Annotated in this window: 15 protein-coding genes; 5 read left to right on the top strand and 10 right to left on the bottom strand. The window is 68.4% G+C overall.

The window, feature by feature from the left end; translation table 11 throughout:
• The first annotated feature begins 137 nt into the window (after window positions 1–137).
• Window positions 138–569 (top strand): hypothetical protein, encoded by a 432-nt coding sequence (locus tag LTV02_RS06095; protein WP_233038905.1) that lies wholly within the window; start codon window positions 138–140, stop codon window positions 567–569.
• A gap of 11 nt (window positions 570–580) precedes the next feature.
• On the opposite strand, the gene LTV02_RS06090 is transcribed toward LTV02_RS06095, so the two are convergent.
• From LTV02_RS06090 to LTV02_RS06080, 3 genes are all read right to left on the bottom strand, one after another.
• Window positions 581–2,950 carry a RelA/SpoT family protein gene (locus tag LTV02_RS06090; RefSeq protein WP_233038904.1) on the bottom strand — a complete coding sequence of 790 codons (2,370 nt, stop codon included), beginning with the start codon at window positions 2,948–2,950 and terminating at the stop codon, window positions 581–583.
• Window positions 2,951–3,214: 264 nt separating this feature from the next.
• Window positions 3,215–4,798 (bottom strand): ABC-F family ATP-binding cassette domain-containing protein, encoded by a 1,584-nt coding sequence (locus tag LTV02_RS06085; protein WP_233038903.1) that lies wholly within the window; start codon window positions 4,796–4,798, stop codon window positions 3,215–3,217.
• Window positions 4,799–4,965: 167 nt separating this feature from the next.
• Window positions 4,966–6,945 (bottom strand): peptidoglycan DD-metalloendopeptidase family protein, encoded by a 1,980-nt coding sequence (locus LTV02_RS06080; RefSeq protein WP_233038902.1) that lies wholly within the window; start codon window positions 6,943–6,945, stop codon window positions 4,966–4,968.
• A gap of 115 nt (window positions 6,946–7,060) precedes the next feature.
• Between LTV02_RS06080 and LTV02_RS06075 the strand changes: the two genes are divergently transcribed.
• Both LTV02_RS06075 and LTV02_RS06070 read left to right on the top strand, forming a co-directional pair.
• On the top strand, window positions 7,061–7,354 hold the full coding sequence (locus LTV02_RS06075) for a hypothetical protein (protein WP_067722687.1): 294 nt from the start codon (window positions 7,061–7,063) through the stop codon (window positions 7,352–7,354).
• Window positions 7,355–7,393: 39 nt separating this feature from the next.
• A complete protein-coding gene (locus LTV02_RS06070) occupies window positions 7,394–7,681 on the top strand; it encodes a hypothetical protein (protein ID WP_233038901.1) in 288 nt (95 codons plus the stop codon).
• On the opposite strand, the gene LTV02_RS06065 is transcribed toward LTV02_RS06070, so the two are convergent.
• The 7 genes from LTV02_RS06065 to yajC all read right to left on the bottom strand — a co-directional run bounded on the left by LTV02_RS06065 (window position 7,678) and on the right by yajC (window position 15,187).
• Window positions 7,678–8,865, bottom strand: a complete 1,188-nt coding sequence (locus LTV02_RS06065) for a PucR family transcriptional regulator (RefSeq protein WP_233038900.1) — start codon at window positions 8,863–8,865, stop codon at window positions 7,678–7,680. The two genes, LTV02_RS06070 and LTV02_RS06065, sit on opposite strands and share 4 nt — an antisense overlap.
• A gap of 258 nt (window positions 8,866–9,123) precedes the next feature.
• A complete protein-coding gene (locus LTV02_RS06060) occupies window positions 9,124–9,696 on the bottom strand; it encodes an adenine phosphoribosyltransferase (RefSeq protein ID WP_084536215.1) in 573 nt (190 codons plus the stop codon).
• A gap of 37 nt (window positions 9,697–9,733) precedes the next feature.
• Entirely contained in the window at window positions 9,734–11,443 is a 1,710-nt protein-coding gene (locus LTV02_RS06055) for an ABC transporter substrate-binding protein (RefSeq protein WP_233038899.1), read from the bottom strand.
• Window positions 11,437–11,760 carry a hypothetical protein gene (locus LTV02_RS06050; protein ID WP_157762774.1) on the bottom strand — a complete coding sequence of 108 codons (324 nt, stop codon included), beginning with the start codon at window positions 11,758–11,760 and terminating at the stop codon, window positions 11,437–11,439. The genes LTV02_RS06055 and LTV02_RS06050 overlap by 7 nt, the downstream gene beginning before the upstream one ends.
• A gap of 65 nt (window positions 11,761–11,825) precedes the next feature.
• Complete coding sequence (gene secF, locus LTV02_RS06045) at window positions 11,826–13,028, bottom strand: protein translocase subunit SecF (protein ID WP_233038898.1); 1,203 nt, start codon at window positions 13,026–13,028, stop codon at window positions 11,826–11,828.
• Between the two features lie 5 nt (window positions 13,029–13,033).
• Window positions 13,034–14,734, bottom strand: coding sequence for a protein translocase subunit SecD (secD, locus tag LTV02_RS06040; RefSeq protein ID WP_233038897.1), 1,701 nt, complete (start codon window positions 14,732–14,734; stop codon window positions 13,034–13,036).
• A 96-nt stretch (window positions 14,735–14,830) separates the two neighbouring features.
• The gene (gene yajC, locus LTV02_RS06035; protein WP_067722210.1) at window positions 14,831–15,187 is read right to left on the bottom strand and encodes a preprotein translocase subunit YajC; all 357 of its coding nucleotides are present in this window, start codon (window positions 15,185–15,187) and stop codon (window positions 14,831–14,833) included.
• 147 nt (window positions 15,188–15,334) lie between these two features.
• Here yajC and LTV02_RS06030 point away from each other — a divergent pair, with 147 nt between their 5' ends.
• Window positions 15,335–16,249: a helix-turn-helix domain-containing protein gene (locus LTV02_RS06030; protein ID WP_233041501.1), complete on the top strand. Its 915-nt coding sequence runs from the start codon at window positions 15,335–15,337 to the stop codon at window positions 16,247–16,249.
• Window position 16,250: 1 nt separating this feature from the next.
• Window positions 16,251–16,781, top strand: a complete 531-nt coding sequence (locus LTV02_RS06025) for a dihydrofolate reductase family protein (protein ID WP_233038896.1) — start codon at window positions 16,251–16,253, stop codon at window positions 16,779–16,781.
• The last annotated feature ends 53 nt before the right edge of the window (window positions 16,782–16,834 follow it).

The following is a 16,834-nucleotide window of genomic DNA, read 5'->3' as shown; positions in this document are numbered from 1 at the left end:
CATCTCACCGCCGTCCGCCCGCGCGACGTAATCGGCAGCGGCCCAAATAAATCCGACATGTTTAGCAGGAGTAACGTCCCGGCTTCGAGGGTAGATCATCCACGCAGGAATCACAGTGTGAGAAGGGATCGCCCGACATGTCAGTCCTCAGCAAGACCCTCGGCCCGGCGGCCGCGCTCGGCGTCGTCGCCACCGCCGTCACCCTGGCCGCCCCGCAGGCCGGCGCCACCATCAGCGGCGTGGACCCGTCCCCCGGCCTCAGTTTCGGCAGCTCCAGCTCCTACGGCGTCGGCTGCGAATACAAAGTGACGGTCACCGCCAAGCCGAACACCTCGGTCTCGCTCATGGACGAGAACACCGACAACAACGAGCGCACCGGCTACTGGCTGTCGTTCAACCCCATCGGCGTCGTCACCGACGCCACCGGCAAGGGCACCACCACCTGGTACCCGAGCTGGAAGGGCCTGCACACCTTCAAAGCTCAGGAATTCGGCTCCGACGTCGTGTTCACCACCACGGTGACGGCCGGGACCGCCACCAAGGTCGGTCCCGCCTGCCTCGTGTCCTGACCGGGTAGGGGTCAGGCCGCCGAGGTCACCCGGTAGACGTCGTAGACCCCTTCCACATTGCGGACCACATTGAGCAGGTGGCCCAGGTGCTTGGGGTCGCCCATCTCGAAGGTGAACTTCGAAATCGCCACGCGGTCACCGGAAGTCATGACCGAGGCGGACAGGATGTTCACCTTCTCGTCCGCGAGCACCTTGGTCACGTCCGACAGCAGGCAGGTGCGGTCCAGCGCCTCGATCTGGATGGCGACCAGGAACACCGACGACGGCGACGGCGCCCATTTCACCTCGATGATGCGCTCCGGTTCGCTGCGCAGCGAATCGGCATTGGTGCAGTCGGTGCGGTGCACGCTGACCGCGCCGCCGCGGGTGACGAAACCCATGATCTCGTCGCCCGGCACCGGGGTGCAGCATTTGGCGAGCTTGGCGACCGTGCCCGGCGCACCGGGGATCTCGACGCCGGCGTCCCCGGTGCCGCGCTGACGCGAGGGCACGGTGGACGGCGTACTGCGTTCGGCCAGTTCGTTTTCCACATCGCCGACGCCGCCGAGCTGCGCCATCAGACGCTGCACGACATGGTGCGCCGAGACCTGGTTCTCGCCGACGGCCGCGTACAGCGCGGAGATGTCGGTGTAGTGCAGTTCGTGGGCGAGGGCGCTCATGGCGTCCACGCTCATCAGCCGCTGCAACGGCAGACCCGAACGCCGCACTTCCTTGGAGATGGCGTCCTTGCCCGCTTCCAGGGCTTCCTCGCGGCGCTCCTTGGCGAACCACTGCCGGATCTTGGCCTTGGCGCGCGGCGACACCACGAAGTTGGACCAGTCCCGCGACGGTCCCGCGTTCTGCGCCTTGGAGGTGAAGATCTCGACGACCTCACCGTTCTCCAGCTGCCGTTCCAGCGCCACCAGCCGCCCGTTGACGCGCGCGCCGATGCAGCGATGCCCGACCTCGGTGTGCACGGCGTACGCGAAATCGACCGGGGTCGACTTCTGCGGCAGCGTGATCACATCGCCCTTGGGCGTGAACACGAAGATCTCCGGCGACTTCAGGTCGAAGCGCAGCGACTCCAGGAACTCGGCCGGGTCCGCGGCTTCCCGCTGCCAGTCCAGCAGCTGCCGCATCCACGCCATATCGTCGACTTCGGTGGAGTCCTGGGAGTGCTTGCCCTTGGTCTCCTTGTATCGCCAGTGCGCGGCGATGCCGAATTCGGCGGTGCGGTGCATGTCCTGGGTGCGGATCTGCACTTCCAGGGGCTTGCCGTCCGGGCCCACGACCGTGGTGTGCAGCGACTGGTACACGCCGTAGCGGGGCTGGGCGATGTAGTCCTTGAACCGCCCGGCCATCGGCTGCCACAGCGAGTGCACCACGCCGACCGCCGCGTAGCAGTCCCGCACCTCGTCGCACAGGATGCGGATGCCGACCAGGTCGTGGATGTCGTCGAAGTCCTTACCCTTGACGATCATCTTCTGGTAGATCGACCAGTAGTGCTTGGGGCGGCCTTCCACCACCGCGTTGATGCGGCTGGCGGCGAGCGTATTGACGATCTCGGCCCGCACCTTGGCCAGGTAGGTGTCGCGGGACGGCGCGCGGTCGGCGACCAGGCGCACGATCTCGTCGTATTTCTTGGGATGCAGGATCGCGAACGCGAGGTCCTCGAGCTCCCATTTCACGGTCGCCATACCCAGGCGATGCGCCAGCGGGGCGATGACCTCGAGGGTTTCGCGCGCCTTCTTGGCCTGCTTCTCCGGCGGCAGGAAGCGCATGGTGCGCATATTGTGCAGCCGGTCGGCGACCTTGATCACCAGCACGCGCGGGTCGCGGGCCATGGCGATGATCATCTTGCGAATGGTCTCGGCCTCGGCGGCCGCACCCAGATTGACCTTGTCCAGCTTGGTCACGCCGTCGACGAGATGCGCGACCTCGGTACCGAATTCGTTGGTCAGATCCTCGAGCGCGTACCCGGTGTCCTCGACGGTGTCGTGCAGCAGCGCCGCCACCAAAGTCGTGGTGTCCATACCGAGTTCGGCGAGAATGTTCGCCACCGCGAGCGGGTGGGTGATGTACGGGTCGCCGGACTTGCGGAACTGGTGCTGGTGCTTCTCGTCGGCGACGTCGAAAGCCCGTTGCAGCAGAGCGAGATTCGCCTTCGGGTACAGCTCGCGGTGCACGGTGGCCAGGGGTTCGAGCACCGGCTTGACGGCGGCGATGCCGCGCTGTCCGGTCATGCGGCGCGCGAGGCGGGCGCGCACGCGACGGGAGGCGGAAGTCGGGACGGCGGCGGGGGCGTTGCGGCCCGCCCCGTTCGCCTGATTCTGGGCAGGCGGCGTCGAAGGCGCGTCGGACCCGGATTGCCCGGGGTTCGCCTTCTCCAGATTCTGTGTCATGCCACCACCTCTCCCGGCCTCGATCGGAGCTACCTTATCGGACCGTTCAACCACCCAGATCACCCACTTTAGTCCTGGAATCGGACAACTACCGTGACGGTGATCGTCGCCCGTCCGAACTGGTCCGGAGCGATGAACAATACCCGGTCCCGCACCGTTTTCGAGGCCGCATCGCGGCCGGATCGTTCCCGGGCCGCCGGGCGACCGTTCCGGATCTTCAGAATGGTTTGCGGGAACCGCGCACCCGCGGTCCCCGCAATCCCGTCATCCCGTGAGCCCGTTCGCGGTGAGTTCCAGGCGGCGGGTCACCCCGATCTCGTCCAGGAAGCGCGGATCGTGGCTGACCACGATCAATGCCCCTTGGAAGGCGGCCAGCGCCTCGGTGAGGTGCCGCAGGCTGGGCAGATCGAGATTGTTGGTGGGTTCGTCCAGCAGCAGCAGCCGCGGCGACGGTTCGGCCAGCAGCAGCATGGCCAGCGCCGCCCGCAGGCGTTCGCCGCCCGACAGCGCGCCGGCGAGCACATCGGCGTCGCTCCCCCGGAACAAGAACCTGGCCAGCTGCGATCGAATCCGTTCGGGCGAGGCGTGCGGCGCGATGGCCGCGACATTCTCGAATACCGTGCTGGTTTCGTCGAAGATGTCCAGGCGCTGCGGCAGCATTCGCCACGGCACCTTGGGATGCTCTTCCCGGATCCGGTGCAGCAGGGTCGTTTTCCCGATCCCGTTGCGCCCGGTGAGCGCGATGCGTTCGGGCCCGGTGACTTTCAGCGTCACCGTCGGCCCGCAGGCCAGCCGCACCGCCTCCAGGTCGATCACGTCCTGACCCGGATACACCCGGGTGTCCGGCAGGTCGACGCGGATCTCCCGGTCGTCGCGCAGCCGGTCCTGGGCGTCGGTCAGGTGTTCCTTGGCGTCCTCCAGTTTGCCGATGTGATTGTTGCGCAGCTTGCCCGCCGACACCTGGGCCTGCCGCTTGCGCTCGGACATGATGATCTTCGGCTCGCGCTTCTGATCCCACATCTTCTGCCCGTACCGCAGCCGCCGATCGAGTTTGATACGGGTCTCGACCAGCTCCCGGGCCTGCTTGCGCACATCGGCGCGAGCATCGCGGACGGCGGCCCGCGCGGCCTCCTGCTCGGCGTCGACGATCCGTTCGTACTCGGAGAAATTGCCGCCGAACAAGCGGATCTCACCGCCGCGCAATTCGGCGACGGTGGTGACGCGATCGAGGAGTTCGCGATCGTGACTGACCGTCAGCACGGTGCCGGTGAACTGACCGATCACCTCGTAGAGACGCTCGCGCGCCACGACGTCGAGATTATTGGTCGGTTCGTCCAGCAGCAGCACATCGGGTTCGGTGAGCAGCTGCGCCACCAGGCCCAGCAGCACCGTCTCACCACCGGACAGGGTGTCCAGGCGGCGATCGAGTTGCCCCACATCGCTTGCGACATAGTGCAATCCGAGGCGGCCGAGCAGAGCGACGGCGTGTTCTTCGACATCCCAGCGGGTGCCGATCATCTCGAAGTCGGTCTCCTCGCCGGTACCGGATTCGATGCGGTGCAGCGCTTTCCGCACCCCGTCGATGCCGAGCACCTGGTCCACCCGCTGCCCGGCGGCCAAGCCGAGGTCCTGGCGCAGATAGCCCAATCGCCCGGTCGCCGTCACCGAGCCGCGCTGCGGCATCAATTCGCCGGTGACCAGCCGCAACAGGGTGGATTTGCCCGCGCCGTTGCTGCCGACCAGGCCGATGTGGCCGGGTCCGAGCATGGCGTCGAGACCGTCGAAAACGGGGGTGCCGTCCGCCCACGCGAAGGTGAGGTCGGAAAGGGAAACAGCAGACGTAGACATAAGTCCTCCTGAAGGTGAGTGGCAAGAATGCGGCGCGCGAGATGCGGGCCACGGCTGCGACTACCTCAGAAAATCAACGTCTGGACTCCGATCGGACGGGAATGGGAACGGTCCCAAGTTATCCGGAGTCAACGCGGCGGGGCAAGGGAAAATTTCGGTAACCCGGCTCACCGGGTGAGACGGCGCGCCTTCATGCCGTTCTGCAACGGCGATTCCTTCACCTTGCCGCCGGGCTCGGCGTACAGCATGCGGCCGCTGCCCAGATAGATGCCGACGGTCGCCGGGCCGCGGGTGCCGAAATCGCCGAAGACCAGGTCACCGGCCTGCGCCTTGAGCAGGGCCACCTCGACGCCCTGTTCCCACTGCTGTTCGGCCGTCGGCGGCAGGCTGATCGTGCCGCCGCTGCCCGCGAAGACCGCGGCGGCGGTCAGGCCGGGCTGGTCGAAACCGCCGTTGCTGGGCCCGGCGGTGCCGCCGCCGCCGAAAACGTATGCGGTGCCGACCCATTCGCGTCCGGCCTCGGCGATCTGCGGGCCGAGCGCGGCATTCGGGTCGGCGGTGAAGCGGCCGGTGCTGCCCATGCTGCGGAAGTTCGCCTCGGCCGCCATGATCTTGGCGACGTAGGGCCGGGTCTCGGTGTAGTGCGCCGAGTACTGACTGGGCATACCGCCCGAGGCCAGCACCGCGCCCTCGCCCGCGTTGTAGGCGGCGATGGTGAGCTCGGTCAGATCGCCGGAAACCTTGCCCTGCTGCATCCAGCCCTGCACGGTCTGGGCGATGGCGCACATGTACCGGCCCTGGCCGATGATGGCGTCCCCGTCGTCCCACACGCTGGCATTGCCGTTGCCGTCGGCGTCGATGACATAGGGCTGCCCGTCGGGGGCCAGCGCGGCCGCTGTACCGGGCAGGAACTGCGCCAGGCCCTGCGCGCCCGCCGCCGAGGTGAGCCCGCGCTGGAAACCGGATTCGGCCTGTCCCTGCGCGGCCAGCAGCGACGCGCTGATCTGCGGGCACAGCGACCCGGCGCGCCGGTACCAGATCTCGAGTTCGGCGGGCACCTTCCCGGAGGCCAGATTGCCGCCCGCGGTGCCGAATCCGTTCTCGCAGTTGGGGGTGGTGGCGGTGGGCAGGCTCGCACCCGCCAGCCAGGCAATGGGATCGACCTGATGGCCGCCGGTGAGCCGCCCGCCGGGCACCAGTTCGAAATGCAGGTGCGGGCCGGAGGATTCGCCGTTGGAGCCGACGTCGGCGATGTGCTGGCCCATGGTGACGATATCGCCGGTCTTCACGAACAGCCCGTTGTCGTACATGTGCCCGTACACCGTCGAATACCGTTTGCCGGTCTGGTCCAGGGAGTCGATGACGATCCAGTCGCCGAATCCGGACGCGGAACCGGCCGCCACCACCAGGCCGTCGGAGGCGGCGTAGATGGGGGTGCCGTTCGGGGCGGCCATATCCACGCCCAGGTGGGTGCCGCCGCGCGCGCCGAACACATCGGAGATGGTGAAAGTGCCTGCGGCCAAAGGATACTGGCGACGGCCCGCACCGCTGAGCGATCCGGCCTCGTTCACCGTGCCCGGCATGGCGGCCAGCGACACGTCGATCTGCGCGGGCACCGAGGTGGCCGCGGCCGCGGTCTGGATGGTGACCTGCACCCGGTCCAGGTGATTGCGCGCCGCGTCGCCGCGATCGGCCAGGGGCTTCCACTGCGCCCCGCTGGCCGCGCCGGGCGTCCAGCTGCGCTGCTTCCAGATCACGTAGTCGACCCGGAAGGCGGCCGCGTTCTCCTGCAGGAACGCCACGATGGAATCGCCCTTGGCCGCATCGTCGCCCACGATGAACTCGACCGCGCGCCCTTCCCGGTGATCGGGGTAGGCGTCGTCGGCGACGACCCCGCGCACGTCCATGGTCCCGAACCGCGCCACCACGCATCGCAGCGCCCGCAGCGCACCGTCCTGCAACCCGTTCTCGGCGGCGAGTCCGGTAGCGGCACAATTGGGTTCGGTCCGGGCCGTGGTGGCGCTCGGCACCGCCGGCGTACCCGGCCCGCAGCTGGTCTCGGTGGCGGGCAGAATGATCACCAGCAGCAGGGCGACCAGCGCCAAGGGGATGCCGAGGGCGGCCCCGATCAGGACCTTGGGCTTCACGCCCGGACGCTCACGGCCGCCGCGGTGATCACCGGGACATCATGCCATGTCCGACATCCACTTTCACGGACCGCGCGGACCGTTTCAACCAGCGCACAGCGGGCATCCGGACGGTATGCCTTATCTCTACCGCACCCACGAGGGCACCGCGGCGCGCATCATCACCGCCGTGGGTGGCCTGTTCGCCCTCATCGAGGGCATCTACATCCTGATGCTGGTGTTCGACGCCGACCAGACCAACCGGTTCTTCACCTTCATCAAGGGCCTCGCCGAACCCCTGGCCCTCTTCTTCCCAGGTCTGTTCCACACCGGCAACGGCGACTTGGACATCGTCATCAATTACGGCCTGGCAGCCGTTTTCTGGCTGGTGGTCACCGGATTCATCGCACGGATCGTGGGGCGCTACTGACGCAGTTTCCCGGGGGCACCCAGGGGGCATATATCCCCTATGTCTCCGCACACCCAGAACGAGACACACGCCGCGCGCATCATCGGCGCGGTCGGTGCAGTGTTCGCCCTGACCGAGGGCCTGTACATCGTGATGCTCGTGCTCGACGTCGATCAGACCAATCGCGCGTTCACGTTCATCAAATCGTTCGCCGAGCCGCTGGCGGTGTTCTTCCCGAACATGTTTCACACCGGCAACGGCGATTTGGACATAGTCGTCAATTATGGTCTGGCGGCGATTTTCTGGTTACTGGTCACCGGATTCATCGCCCGGGTGGTAACCCGCTAGAGGTCACCGGCCGACAGGTCCAGCGCGGTGAGCGCCGCGGCGAACAGAGGAGTGTGCTCGGAACGGCCCGGGTCGTAGCCGGTCAGCGTGGCGATGCGGCCCAGGCGGTAATTCAGCGTATTGCGGTGCACCACCAGGGACTCCGCGGCGGCCACGCGATTGTGGTCGTGCGCCAGGTAGGCCCGCAGCGCGTCCATCAGATGCGGTTGGCCGGACAGCGGTTCCAGCAGGCCCAGCAGCCAGGCGCGGGCGGGGCCGGGGCGGGCGAACTGGTATTGCAGGGCGAGATCGGCCATCCGGTAGACGCCGGTGGGGCGGTTCAGGTTCCAGGCCAGCCGGGCGATCTCGATGGCTTCCTCGGCGCGGGCCGGGATCTCCGCAACGGTTGCCGCGGTGGCGCTTCCGGCGACCAGGCGCAGGCTCGTGGCGGCGGCGATGCGGGCGACCGCGGTATCAAGGCGAGCGACCGGTTCGCTGTGCGGCAGCAGCACCCAGCCGCCATTGCGGTCGAGCACCGACAGCGCCTGCGGGGACAGCGCTTCGAGCTCGCCGTGGATGACGCGCAGCGCGGGGCGGACGCCTTCGGGTCCTTCCGGGCCGGCGCGCAGTGCGAGGACGTGAAATCCGTGCAGTGCGAGGCCGAATCGCTCGGCCAGTAGTTCGGCGGGTTTGCCCTGTAGCAGGGCCAGTGCCAGCGCGCGTTTCACCTCGCGCTGTTCCCAGTGCAGGTCCTGGCGCTCGCGCAGGTACGAGGCGGCCACGCCCGGCACCACCGCGCCGAGATAACCCAGCAGCTGCGGCACCGCCGCCAGCAGTTCTTCCCGGTCGGTGTCGGTGCGGGCGGCCGCGACGAGATAGTTCCAGGCGGCCAGCGCGCCGCGGTGATACACCGCCAGCACGGTTTCGAGCGAAATGCCTTCGCGCGCACGGCGAACCGCGACCTCGATCATGGCTTCGAGATCCGCGGGCCGGGGTTCGCGCCCCTCGGCCAGCAGCCGCAGGAACAGGCGCAGGTTGTCCTCGGCCCGCCGCACCACGTCCTGTTCGACGCCGCCGTACGGCAATTGCTGATACTCCGGGGCGACCTGGAGGATGGCGGCGACCATCTCGCGCGCCACCTCGTTCACGTGCGCACCGAGGAACGCGACGAACGGTGCGGCCGGACCTCCTGCTGCGGTACTCACCCCACATATTGTGGCCGCGAACGAATCAGCCCGCACGGCAAGCCTTCACAGCAGGACCGTTCGGTGTGATCCTGGCCGCGACCTGTCATCCGGCCAAATCGGACGGTCAGCGGGCGCTGCTCCCCCGCCGCTCCGGCCGCACCCGTGCCGTGTCATTCCGGCGTGCCGCCGGCCGGAATCTCACCATGCCAGGCGGGATCCCGGCAACGCCTGCCTGGATGACGACGACGCAGAACGAGATGCGCGGGTGCGCGAGCGTCAGAGCTTGACGACCGAGGTGAGGGGGTAGTCGCCCTGGCGGTCACGGCCGCCCAGGAAGCCGAGTTCGAGGACGACGGCGGCGGCTACGACCTCCGCGCCGGCGGCCTTGAAGAGCTCAGCCGCGGCGGCGAGGGTGCCGCCGGTGGCCAGGACATCGTCGAGGAGCAGCACGCGGCGGCCCTTCAGGTCGATGCCGTCGGCCGGGATTTCGAGTGCGGCGGAACCGTATTCGAGGGTGTACTCGCGGGAGATGACCGGCGGCGGCAGCTTGCCGGCCTTGCGGACGGCGATGACGCCGGTGCCGAGGATGGCGGCGACGCCCGCGCCGAGCAGGAAGCCGCGCGCGTCCACGCCCGCTACCAGGTCGGCGTCGGGGGCGCAGGCCGCGAAGCAGTCCAGCACCGCGCGGAAGCCCTCCGCGTCGGCGAACACGGGCGTGAGATCGGCGAAACGCACTCCCGGGGTCGGGAAGTCGTCGTGCCAGCGGGTCAGGCGTTCGACCGCCTGTGCCGCCTTCGCGGTCCGCTCACCGGCGGCCTCGGCCGAGTCCACCAATTCGTGCTTGCTCATCTCCACCCACTCCTCGTCACCACGCCGCCGCGGCCGATCACCGCTCGAGTACCCAGCGATCCATATTCCAGCCCGCACCCGCCCGGGTGGGGCTCGTGACACCGTTCTTCAAGCCGTCACCGAACGCGACGGTGCGCGGTTCGGCGAACAGCGGGACGGACGGCATCTCGCTCCACAGCAGGTTCTCCTGCTCGGTCAAAAGGTTCAGCGTCGTGCCCGAGTCCTGCTCGGCCGCAAGCTGATCCGCGATGGCATCGTAGCGGCCGTTACCGAAACGACCGAAATTCAGTCCCTGTCCGGTGCGCAGCGCGGCGGTGGCCTCGCTACCGGTCAGCGAACCCGACGGACCCGGCATGGACGCCGTTCCGGCCAGTACCGCGTCCACCTTGCCCTCGGTGAGCTGCGCCGCGGTGAAATCGGGCGCGCCCGCGTCGACCACGGTGATGCCCGCGGCCTGGCACGATTCGGTGATCATCGCCACGGTCGCGGCCCGGCGCTCATCGGGCTTCACATAGCCGATGCGCACGGTCTGCCCCTTGAGCCCGGAGGACTGCGCCGCCTGGCTCGCCGCCCCCGCGTCGCCGCCCTTGTAGCGGTCGGCCGCGCCGGTGGTGGCCGGGTAGTAGATCGAATCCTGCTGCTGGACGCGCGAGTTCAGCGGTCCCGAGCCGAGCCCGGATTTGACCGTGTATCCCGGATGCCCGAGCTTGTCGAACAGCGCCTGCCGCGGCACGCACAGCGCGAACGCGCGGCGGGCATCGACGGATCCGAACACCCCGCCGGTGGCGAGCACCAGCTGTTCCGCGCCCCGCCCGGGCTGATTCTCCTTCGAGAACCCGCCCAGCCCGATATCGCCGAAGGAGCCCGCGCCGATGTCGACCACGCCCACCGACTTGGACTCGATCTTGGACTTCAGATCGAAGTTCTTGGGCCACACCACGATGCGCGGCGTCTTGGCGGCGTTGCCCCACCAGCGCTCGTTCTTCACCAGCACCAGGCCGTCCTTGTCGGAGAACGATTCGACGCGGTACGGACCCGAGGACGGCAGCACCGACGGATCGATCTTGCCCGGGGTGAGCTTCCAGCCGTTGTTCCAGAAATCGGCGATCTTCTCCACCGTGGCCTGATCACCGGATTGCAAGGGCGCCACCACGTTCGGCGCCTTCACCGCGGTCGCGATCACGTGCGCGGGCATCAGTTCGGCGGCGGTGAACAGCGTCTTCCAGTTCACGTACTTGCGGCCCGGCCGGAACACCACGGTGGCGTCCTTGGACCCGGGCTGGCAGTCCACCCGCTCGATATCGCTGTACCCGGAGGTACTGGCGGCCTCGAACATGGGCACCGGCCCGCCCGGACCGGCCTTGGTGAACCGGCCGCTGCGCGCGGCCCAGGTCAGCACCAGGTCGTCGCACGCGGTGGGCGCGCCGTCGGAGTACACCCCGTCCGGATTCAACCGGTACTGGATGGTCTGCGCCTCGCCCGGCACCTCCTTGGCGGTGCCGGTATCGGTGTCGGCGACCGGCTGCCCGTCGGGTCCGGTGTAGAAGAACCCGGTCAGCACCCGCGAGAACACCGCGGCCGCACCGCCGTTCGCGCCGAGCGCGCTGCCCCCGTTGTAGCTGGCGATCACCGCGTCCACGCCGTAGCCGATGGACGGCACCTGGTTCTTGCCGGCGCAGGAGGTGAGCGCACCCACCGTGAGCACACCGGCCAGCAGCGCGGCGGCCCCGCGCCGCGCCGTCACCATCCCATCGCCCCGCGGCCGGCGGTGACCACACCGCCGCGCCGCAAGGTGAATCCGCCGTCCCACGATCGTCGTCTGCCCGGCCGGGTGGCCGCTTCGCGGGTGCCGACCTCACGGCCGGGACCGCGCCCGCCGCGGCCGTGCCCGGAATCGGCACGCGCCTCGGCGTTCTCGCTCCGTTCCGCGTCGTACTCGTCGATGACCGCGTCCATCCGGTCGATCATCGAGTCCAGCCGTTCGCGCGCCGATTCCGGGCGGGCGGCCGAATCCTCCTGCGGCGCGGTGGTTTCCGCGGCAGTCTCTTCCGTTTCTCGGCGCACTTCGGTGTCCCTGCTCTCCGGCGCATCCACTGTTCGGTTCATTGACGAGCCCCCTGCTTACTTTCTCAGTGCCGTCTCTTGGTTCGTTTTCCGGTCGGTCGTGCACCGGCGCGCGGCGCTTCGCCACCGCGAGCCCGGCCCGGCGCCGCGGCGGCCATCGGACGGCCGGCCGCGCCCGCGCGCTGCGCCGCCGCCACCCCGACCCGGGCGGTGCCGGCATTGGCGCGCTTGGCCAGCACCTTGCGGGTGTGCGCGGCCACCGGTCCCCAGCGTTCCTTGATCGACACCAGCAGCGGCGTCGCGAAGAAGATCGAGGAGTAGGTGCCGACCGCCAGACCCACCAGCTGCACCAGCGCCAGGTCCTTGAGCGTGCCCACGCCCAGCATCCAGACCGCGATGACCAGCAGCCCGATCACCGGCAGCATGCCGATCAGCGAGGTGTTGATGGATCGCATGAAGGTCTGGTTCAACGCCAGGTTGGCCTGCTCGGCGTAGGTGCGCCGGGTGACGTGCAGGATGCCGTGGGTGTTCTCCTCGACCTTGTCGAACACGATGACCGAGTCGTAGAGCGAGAAGCCCAGAATGGTCAGCATGCCGATCACGGTCGCGGGGGTGACCTCGAAGCCGACCAGCGAATAGACGCCGGCGGTGACCGCGAGGTCGAAGCCGAGCGCCGCCAGCGCGGCGATGGCCATATCGCGTTCGTAGCGAATGGTGATGTAGAGCGCGACCACGACCAGGAACGCCAGCAGCGCCCACAGCGCCTTCTCGGTGATCTGGCTGCCCCAGGTCTCGCTCACATCGGAGAAGCTGATCGCCGCCGCGGACGGATTGCCGTTCTTGTCCTTCGGGTGGAAGGCCTCGAACAGCGCCGACTGCAGCTTGCCGACCTGCGACTGGTCGAGCGCTTCGGAGCGGATCAGAATGGTCGAATTGCCGCCCACGCCAACGGTTTGCACCGAGACCGGGTCGACGCCGATGGCCGAGCGGTAGACCTCTTCGGTCTTGCTGGTGGTGGCCCCGTCCGCCGGGAACTGGATGCGCGAGCCGCCCTCGAAGTCGATGCCGAAGGTGAAGCCGCGCACCACCATGCTGACGATGGCGATGGCCACGATCACGCCGGTGATGGCGTACCAGCGCTTGCGATTGCCGACCACGTCCAGCGCGCCGGTGCCGGTGTAGAGCCGGTAGAAGAAGCTGTGCTTCGGCAGGTTCCGCTCGGCTTCGAGCGAAAGCTCCTGTGGCTCTTCGTCGATACGTTCGGTCATGTCGTTCACGCCTTCCCCGCCAGGACCCCGGCCGCCGCCTTGCGTTCGCGCGCCGCCTGCTGGATCGCGCCCAGGCCGTTGACGGACGGCTTCTGCCAGAAGTTCGTCCGCGATGCCAGCAGCACCAGCGGATAGGTCACCAGGAACACCACTACCACATCGAGCACGGTGGTCAGGCCGAGGGTGAAGGCGAAGCCCTTCACCTGGCCGACCGCGAGGCCGTACAGGATGGCGGCGGCGATGAAGCTGACCGCGTTGCCGGACAGGATCGTCTTACGCGCGCGTGTCCAGCCGCGCGGCACCGCCGAGCGGAAGCTGCGGCCTTCGCGCATCTCGTCCTTGATGCGTTCGAAGAACACCACGAACGAGTCCGCGGTGGTGCCGATACCGATGATCAAACCGGCGATACCCGCCAGGTCGAGGGTGAAGTTCACCCAGCGCCCGAGCAGCACCATCAATCCATAGACCGCAATACCCGATGCGACCAGGGAGAAACCGGTGATGAGACCGAGCATGCGGTAGTACAGCAGGCAGTACAGCAACACGATGACCAGCGCCACCGCGCCCGCGATCAGGCCCGCTTTCAGCGAGGACAGACCCAGGGTCGCCGAGACCGTCTCGGCCTCGGAGGTGGTGAACGACAGCGGCAGCGCGCCGTACTTCAGGGTGTTGGCCAGCTCGGTGGCGGTGTTCTTGTTGAACGAGCCCGAGATCTCGGTGCTGCCGCCGTACTGGCCGCCGGACTGCACCTGCGGGGCGCTGAAGACCTGCGAGTCGAGCACGAAGGCCAGCTGCTTCTGCAGGTATTCGGTGGTCAGCTTGCCCCAGGTGTCGGCGCCGCCGGACTTGAAGGACACATTGACCACCCAGCGCGAACCCTTGGAGTCGAAGCTGGCCGAGGCGTCCTTGATCTCCTGGCCGTCGAGCCGGCTCTTGTCGAGCAGGTAGACGGTGGTGTGGTCCTGCGAGCAGGTGACCAGCGGCAGGTTCGGGTCGTCGTTGCCCGCGAGCGGATCGACCTTGGAGCAGTCCATGGTGAGCATGGCGGTCTGCTGCACGGTCTGATCGGTGCTCTGCCGCAGCGCCTTGGCGGCCGCGATCTCCTTCTGCGCCTGCTGTTCCGGGGTGTCCGCGCCCGGGGTGGGCGTCGGGTTCTGCGCCGGGAACACGCGGTTCTGCGCGGCCGGAGCCTCGCCGGTGGGCGCGGCCGTGGTGGTCGGCGCGGCCGAGGTGCTCGGCTCGGCGCCGTCGGTCGGCACGGCCGGGGCGGTGCTCGGCGCGGCGCTCGGCTGCTGCTGCGGCTGCTGCTGGGCGCCCTGCTTCTGCGCCGGGATGGTCTGCAGCACCGGGCGCACGTAGAGCTTGGCGGTGGTGGCCAGCGTGCGGGCCTGTCCGCCGTCGTCGCCCGGCACGGTGATCACCAGATTGTCGCCGTCGATGGCGACCTCGGAGCCGGAGACGCCGAGCCCGTTGACGCGCTGCTCGATGATGTCCTGGGCCTTGCGCAGGCTGTCCTGGCTGGGCTTGCCGCCGTCGGGCGTGCGCGGCGTCAGGGTGACGCGGGTGCCGCCCTGCAGGTCGATGCCGAGTTTCGGGGTCGCCGATCGATCACCGGTGAAGAACACCAGCGCGTAGATCGCGGCCACCAGCACGGCGAAAACACCGAGCAGGCGCAATGGATGCGCCGATCCCTGGGAAGGTGGCACTGTTTCGTATCTCCTAGGCGGAATGTGGTTGCAGCGGGCACACACCAACGCGCCGCCGGTCACCGGATCGCGGTGGCCCGACGGCGCGGGGAGGTGTCAGTCCTTGGTCAGCTTCGGGGCGTCCTCGACGGTCTCGGTGACCGTGTCGGCCGGAGCCGCGTCGGCGGTGTCGTCCGCCGCGTCCTCGGTCTCCGCGGTCTCCTCGTTGCGGACCTCGAGGATCGCGCGACGCTCCCACGTGGTGATGACGTCCTCGGCGATCTCCAGATCGACGGTCGAATCGTCGAGTTCGGTGACCGTGCCGAGCATGCCCGAGGTGGTGACGACCCGGTCGCCGACCTTCAGGTTGTCGCGCATCTCGGTCACCTTCGCCATCTCCCGCTTCTGTCGGCGAACGCCGAGGAACATCGGGATGAGCAGAGCAACCAGCAGCAGCGGCAGCAGAAGGTCCATCGTCGAAGTCAACCCCTAATCAGTGGTCGGTCAGGTCGTGTCCCTGACAGTCTGCCAGCTCGACCTGAGATCCGGCGCGTCGAGGGGGACTGAGCAAGTTCGGTCAAGCAATTCGGAGTCGGCGCAGGCCAGACTTGTCGAGTGCGGATGGGACGGGATCGACTGCGAGAGCTGCTGGACGCGGTACTGGCGGAGGACAATTCGACGCTCGGCGAGATGGCGTCGGACGCCTACGTATCGCCGTTTCACTTCTCCCGGCAATTGCGCCGCGGGACCGGGGAATCTCCGGTCGCGTTGAAGCGCCGGGTGCTGCTGGAACGCGCGGCGTGGGAGCTGAGTCGCGGGGAGAGCGTCACCGAGGTGGCGTTCGCGGCGGGCTACGAATCGGTCGAAGGGTTCAGCCGGGCGTATTCGCGGGCCTACGGGCATCCGCCCAGCGGCACCGGAAGCGAAGCGGGATCGCGGTGGCTGAGTTCGGCCAATGGCATCCACTTTCATCCGCCGATGTCGCTGTGGGTGGAGAGCGAACCGAAAGGACGAGCGGAGATGGATCCGACGGCGATCATGCTGCATCACGATCTCGAGGAGACGCGGGAGCTGCTGGAACGCGCGGCCGGGCTGAGCCCGGAGGCGTATCGGCGGGTGCGGTCACCGGGGTTGACGGTGCTCGAGTGGGACGGAGTCGAGGAGTCGATCGCCGGGGTGCTGTCGAACTCGGTCCGGTCCAAGGAGATCTGGCTGGCCGCCATCGAGGGCACCGATACGCCGGCGCGCGGCGGGGACGACGCGCACGAACTGCTCGAGCGACTCGAGCTGGTCGCGGCGCGCTGGCTGGCGGTGGTGCGTGAGATCGATCGGCGCGGCGGCTGGAACGACACCCTCATCGACGCGCTGTGCGAACCGCCGGAGAGCTTCGTGCTCGGCAGCGTGATCGCGCACGTCCTGACCTATGCCGCACATCGGCGGCTGCTCGCGTTGCAGTGGCTCGCCGCCGAATCACCGGGCAGTGCAGCAGAACTCGGCCACGGCGATCCGATCGCCTGGCTTCGGAAGAGAGGATGAGATGACACACACCGTCTACTACGCCGCGAGCAGCATCGACGGCTACATCGCCGATGAGAAGCATTCGCTGGACTGGCTGCTGACCCGGGACAACGACGGCGCCGGGCCCATGGGTTACGACACCTTCATCGCAGGCGTGGGCGCGATCGTGATGGGGTCCAACACCTATCAGTGGCTGCTGGACCACGACCCTGGGAACTGGCCGTACGACATGCCCGCGTGGGTGGTCACGCATCGGGAGTTCCCGGCCTGGGACGGCAAGGACATCCGGTTCACCAGCATGCCCGTTCCCGAACTGCACGCGGAGATGGCGGCGGCGGCCGGGGGCAAGGACCTGTGGGTGGTCGGCGGCGGGGATCTCGCCGGGCAGTTCGCCGACCACGGACTGCTCGACGAGATCGTGGTCTGCTACGCGCCCGTCACCCTGGGTGGCGGTGCACCGGTGCTGCCGCGGCGGCTCGAGCTGAAACCGCTCGAGCTCGCCATGAACGGTGAATTGGCCTGCGCCCGTTACGCGATCGTGCGCGGCTGATCTCTCCTCCCGCACGCGCTACCGGGGCCGGGCGCACCGGCCCCGGTCCGCTT

The sequence above is a fragment of the Nocardia yamanashiensis genome (genome assembly GCF_021183565.1).
Taxonomy (GTDB): domain Bacteria; phylum Actinomycetota; class Actinomycetes; order Mycobacteriales; family Mycobacteriaceae; genus Nocardia; species Nocardia yamanashiensis.
Note: the sequence above shows the minus strand (reverse complement) of the source record. Positions and strands in the feature narration are given on the sequence as shown.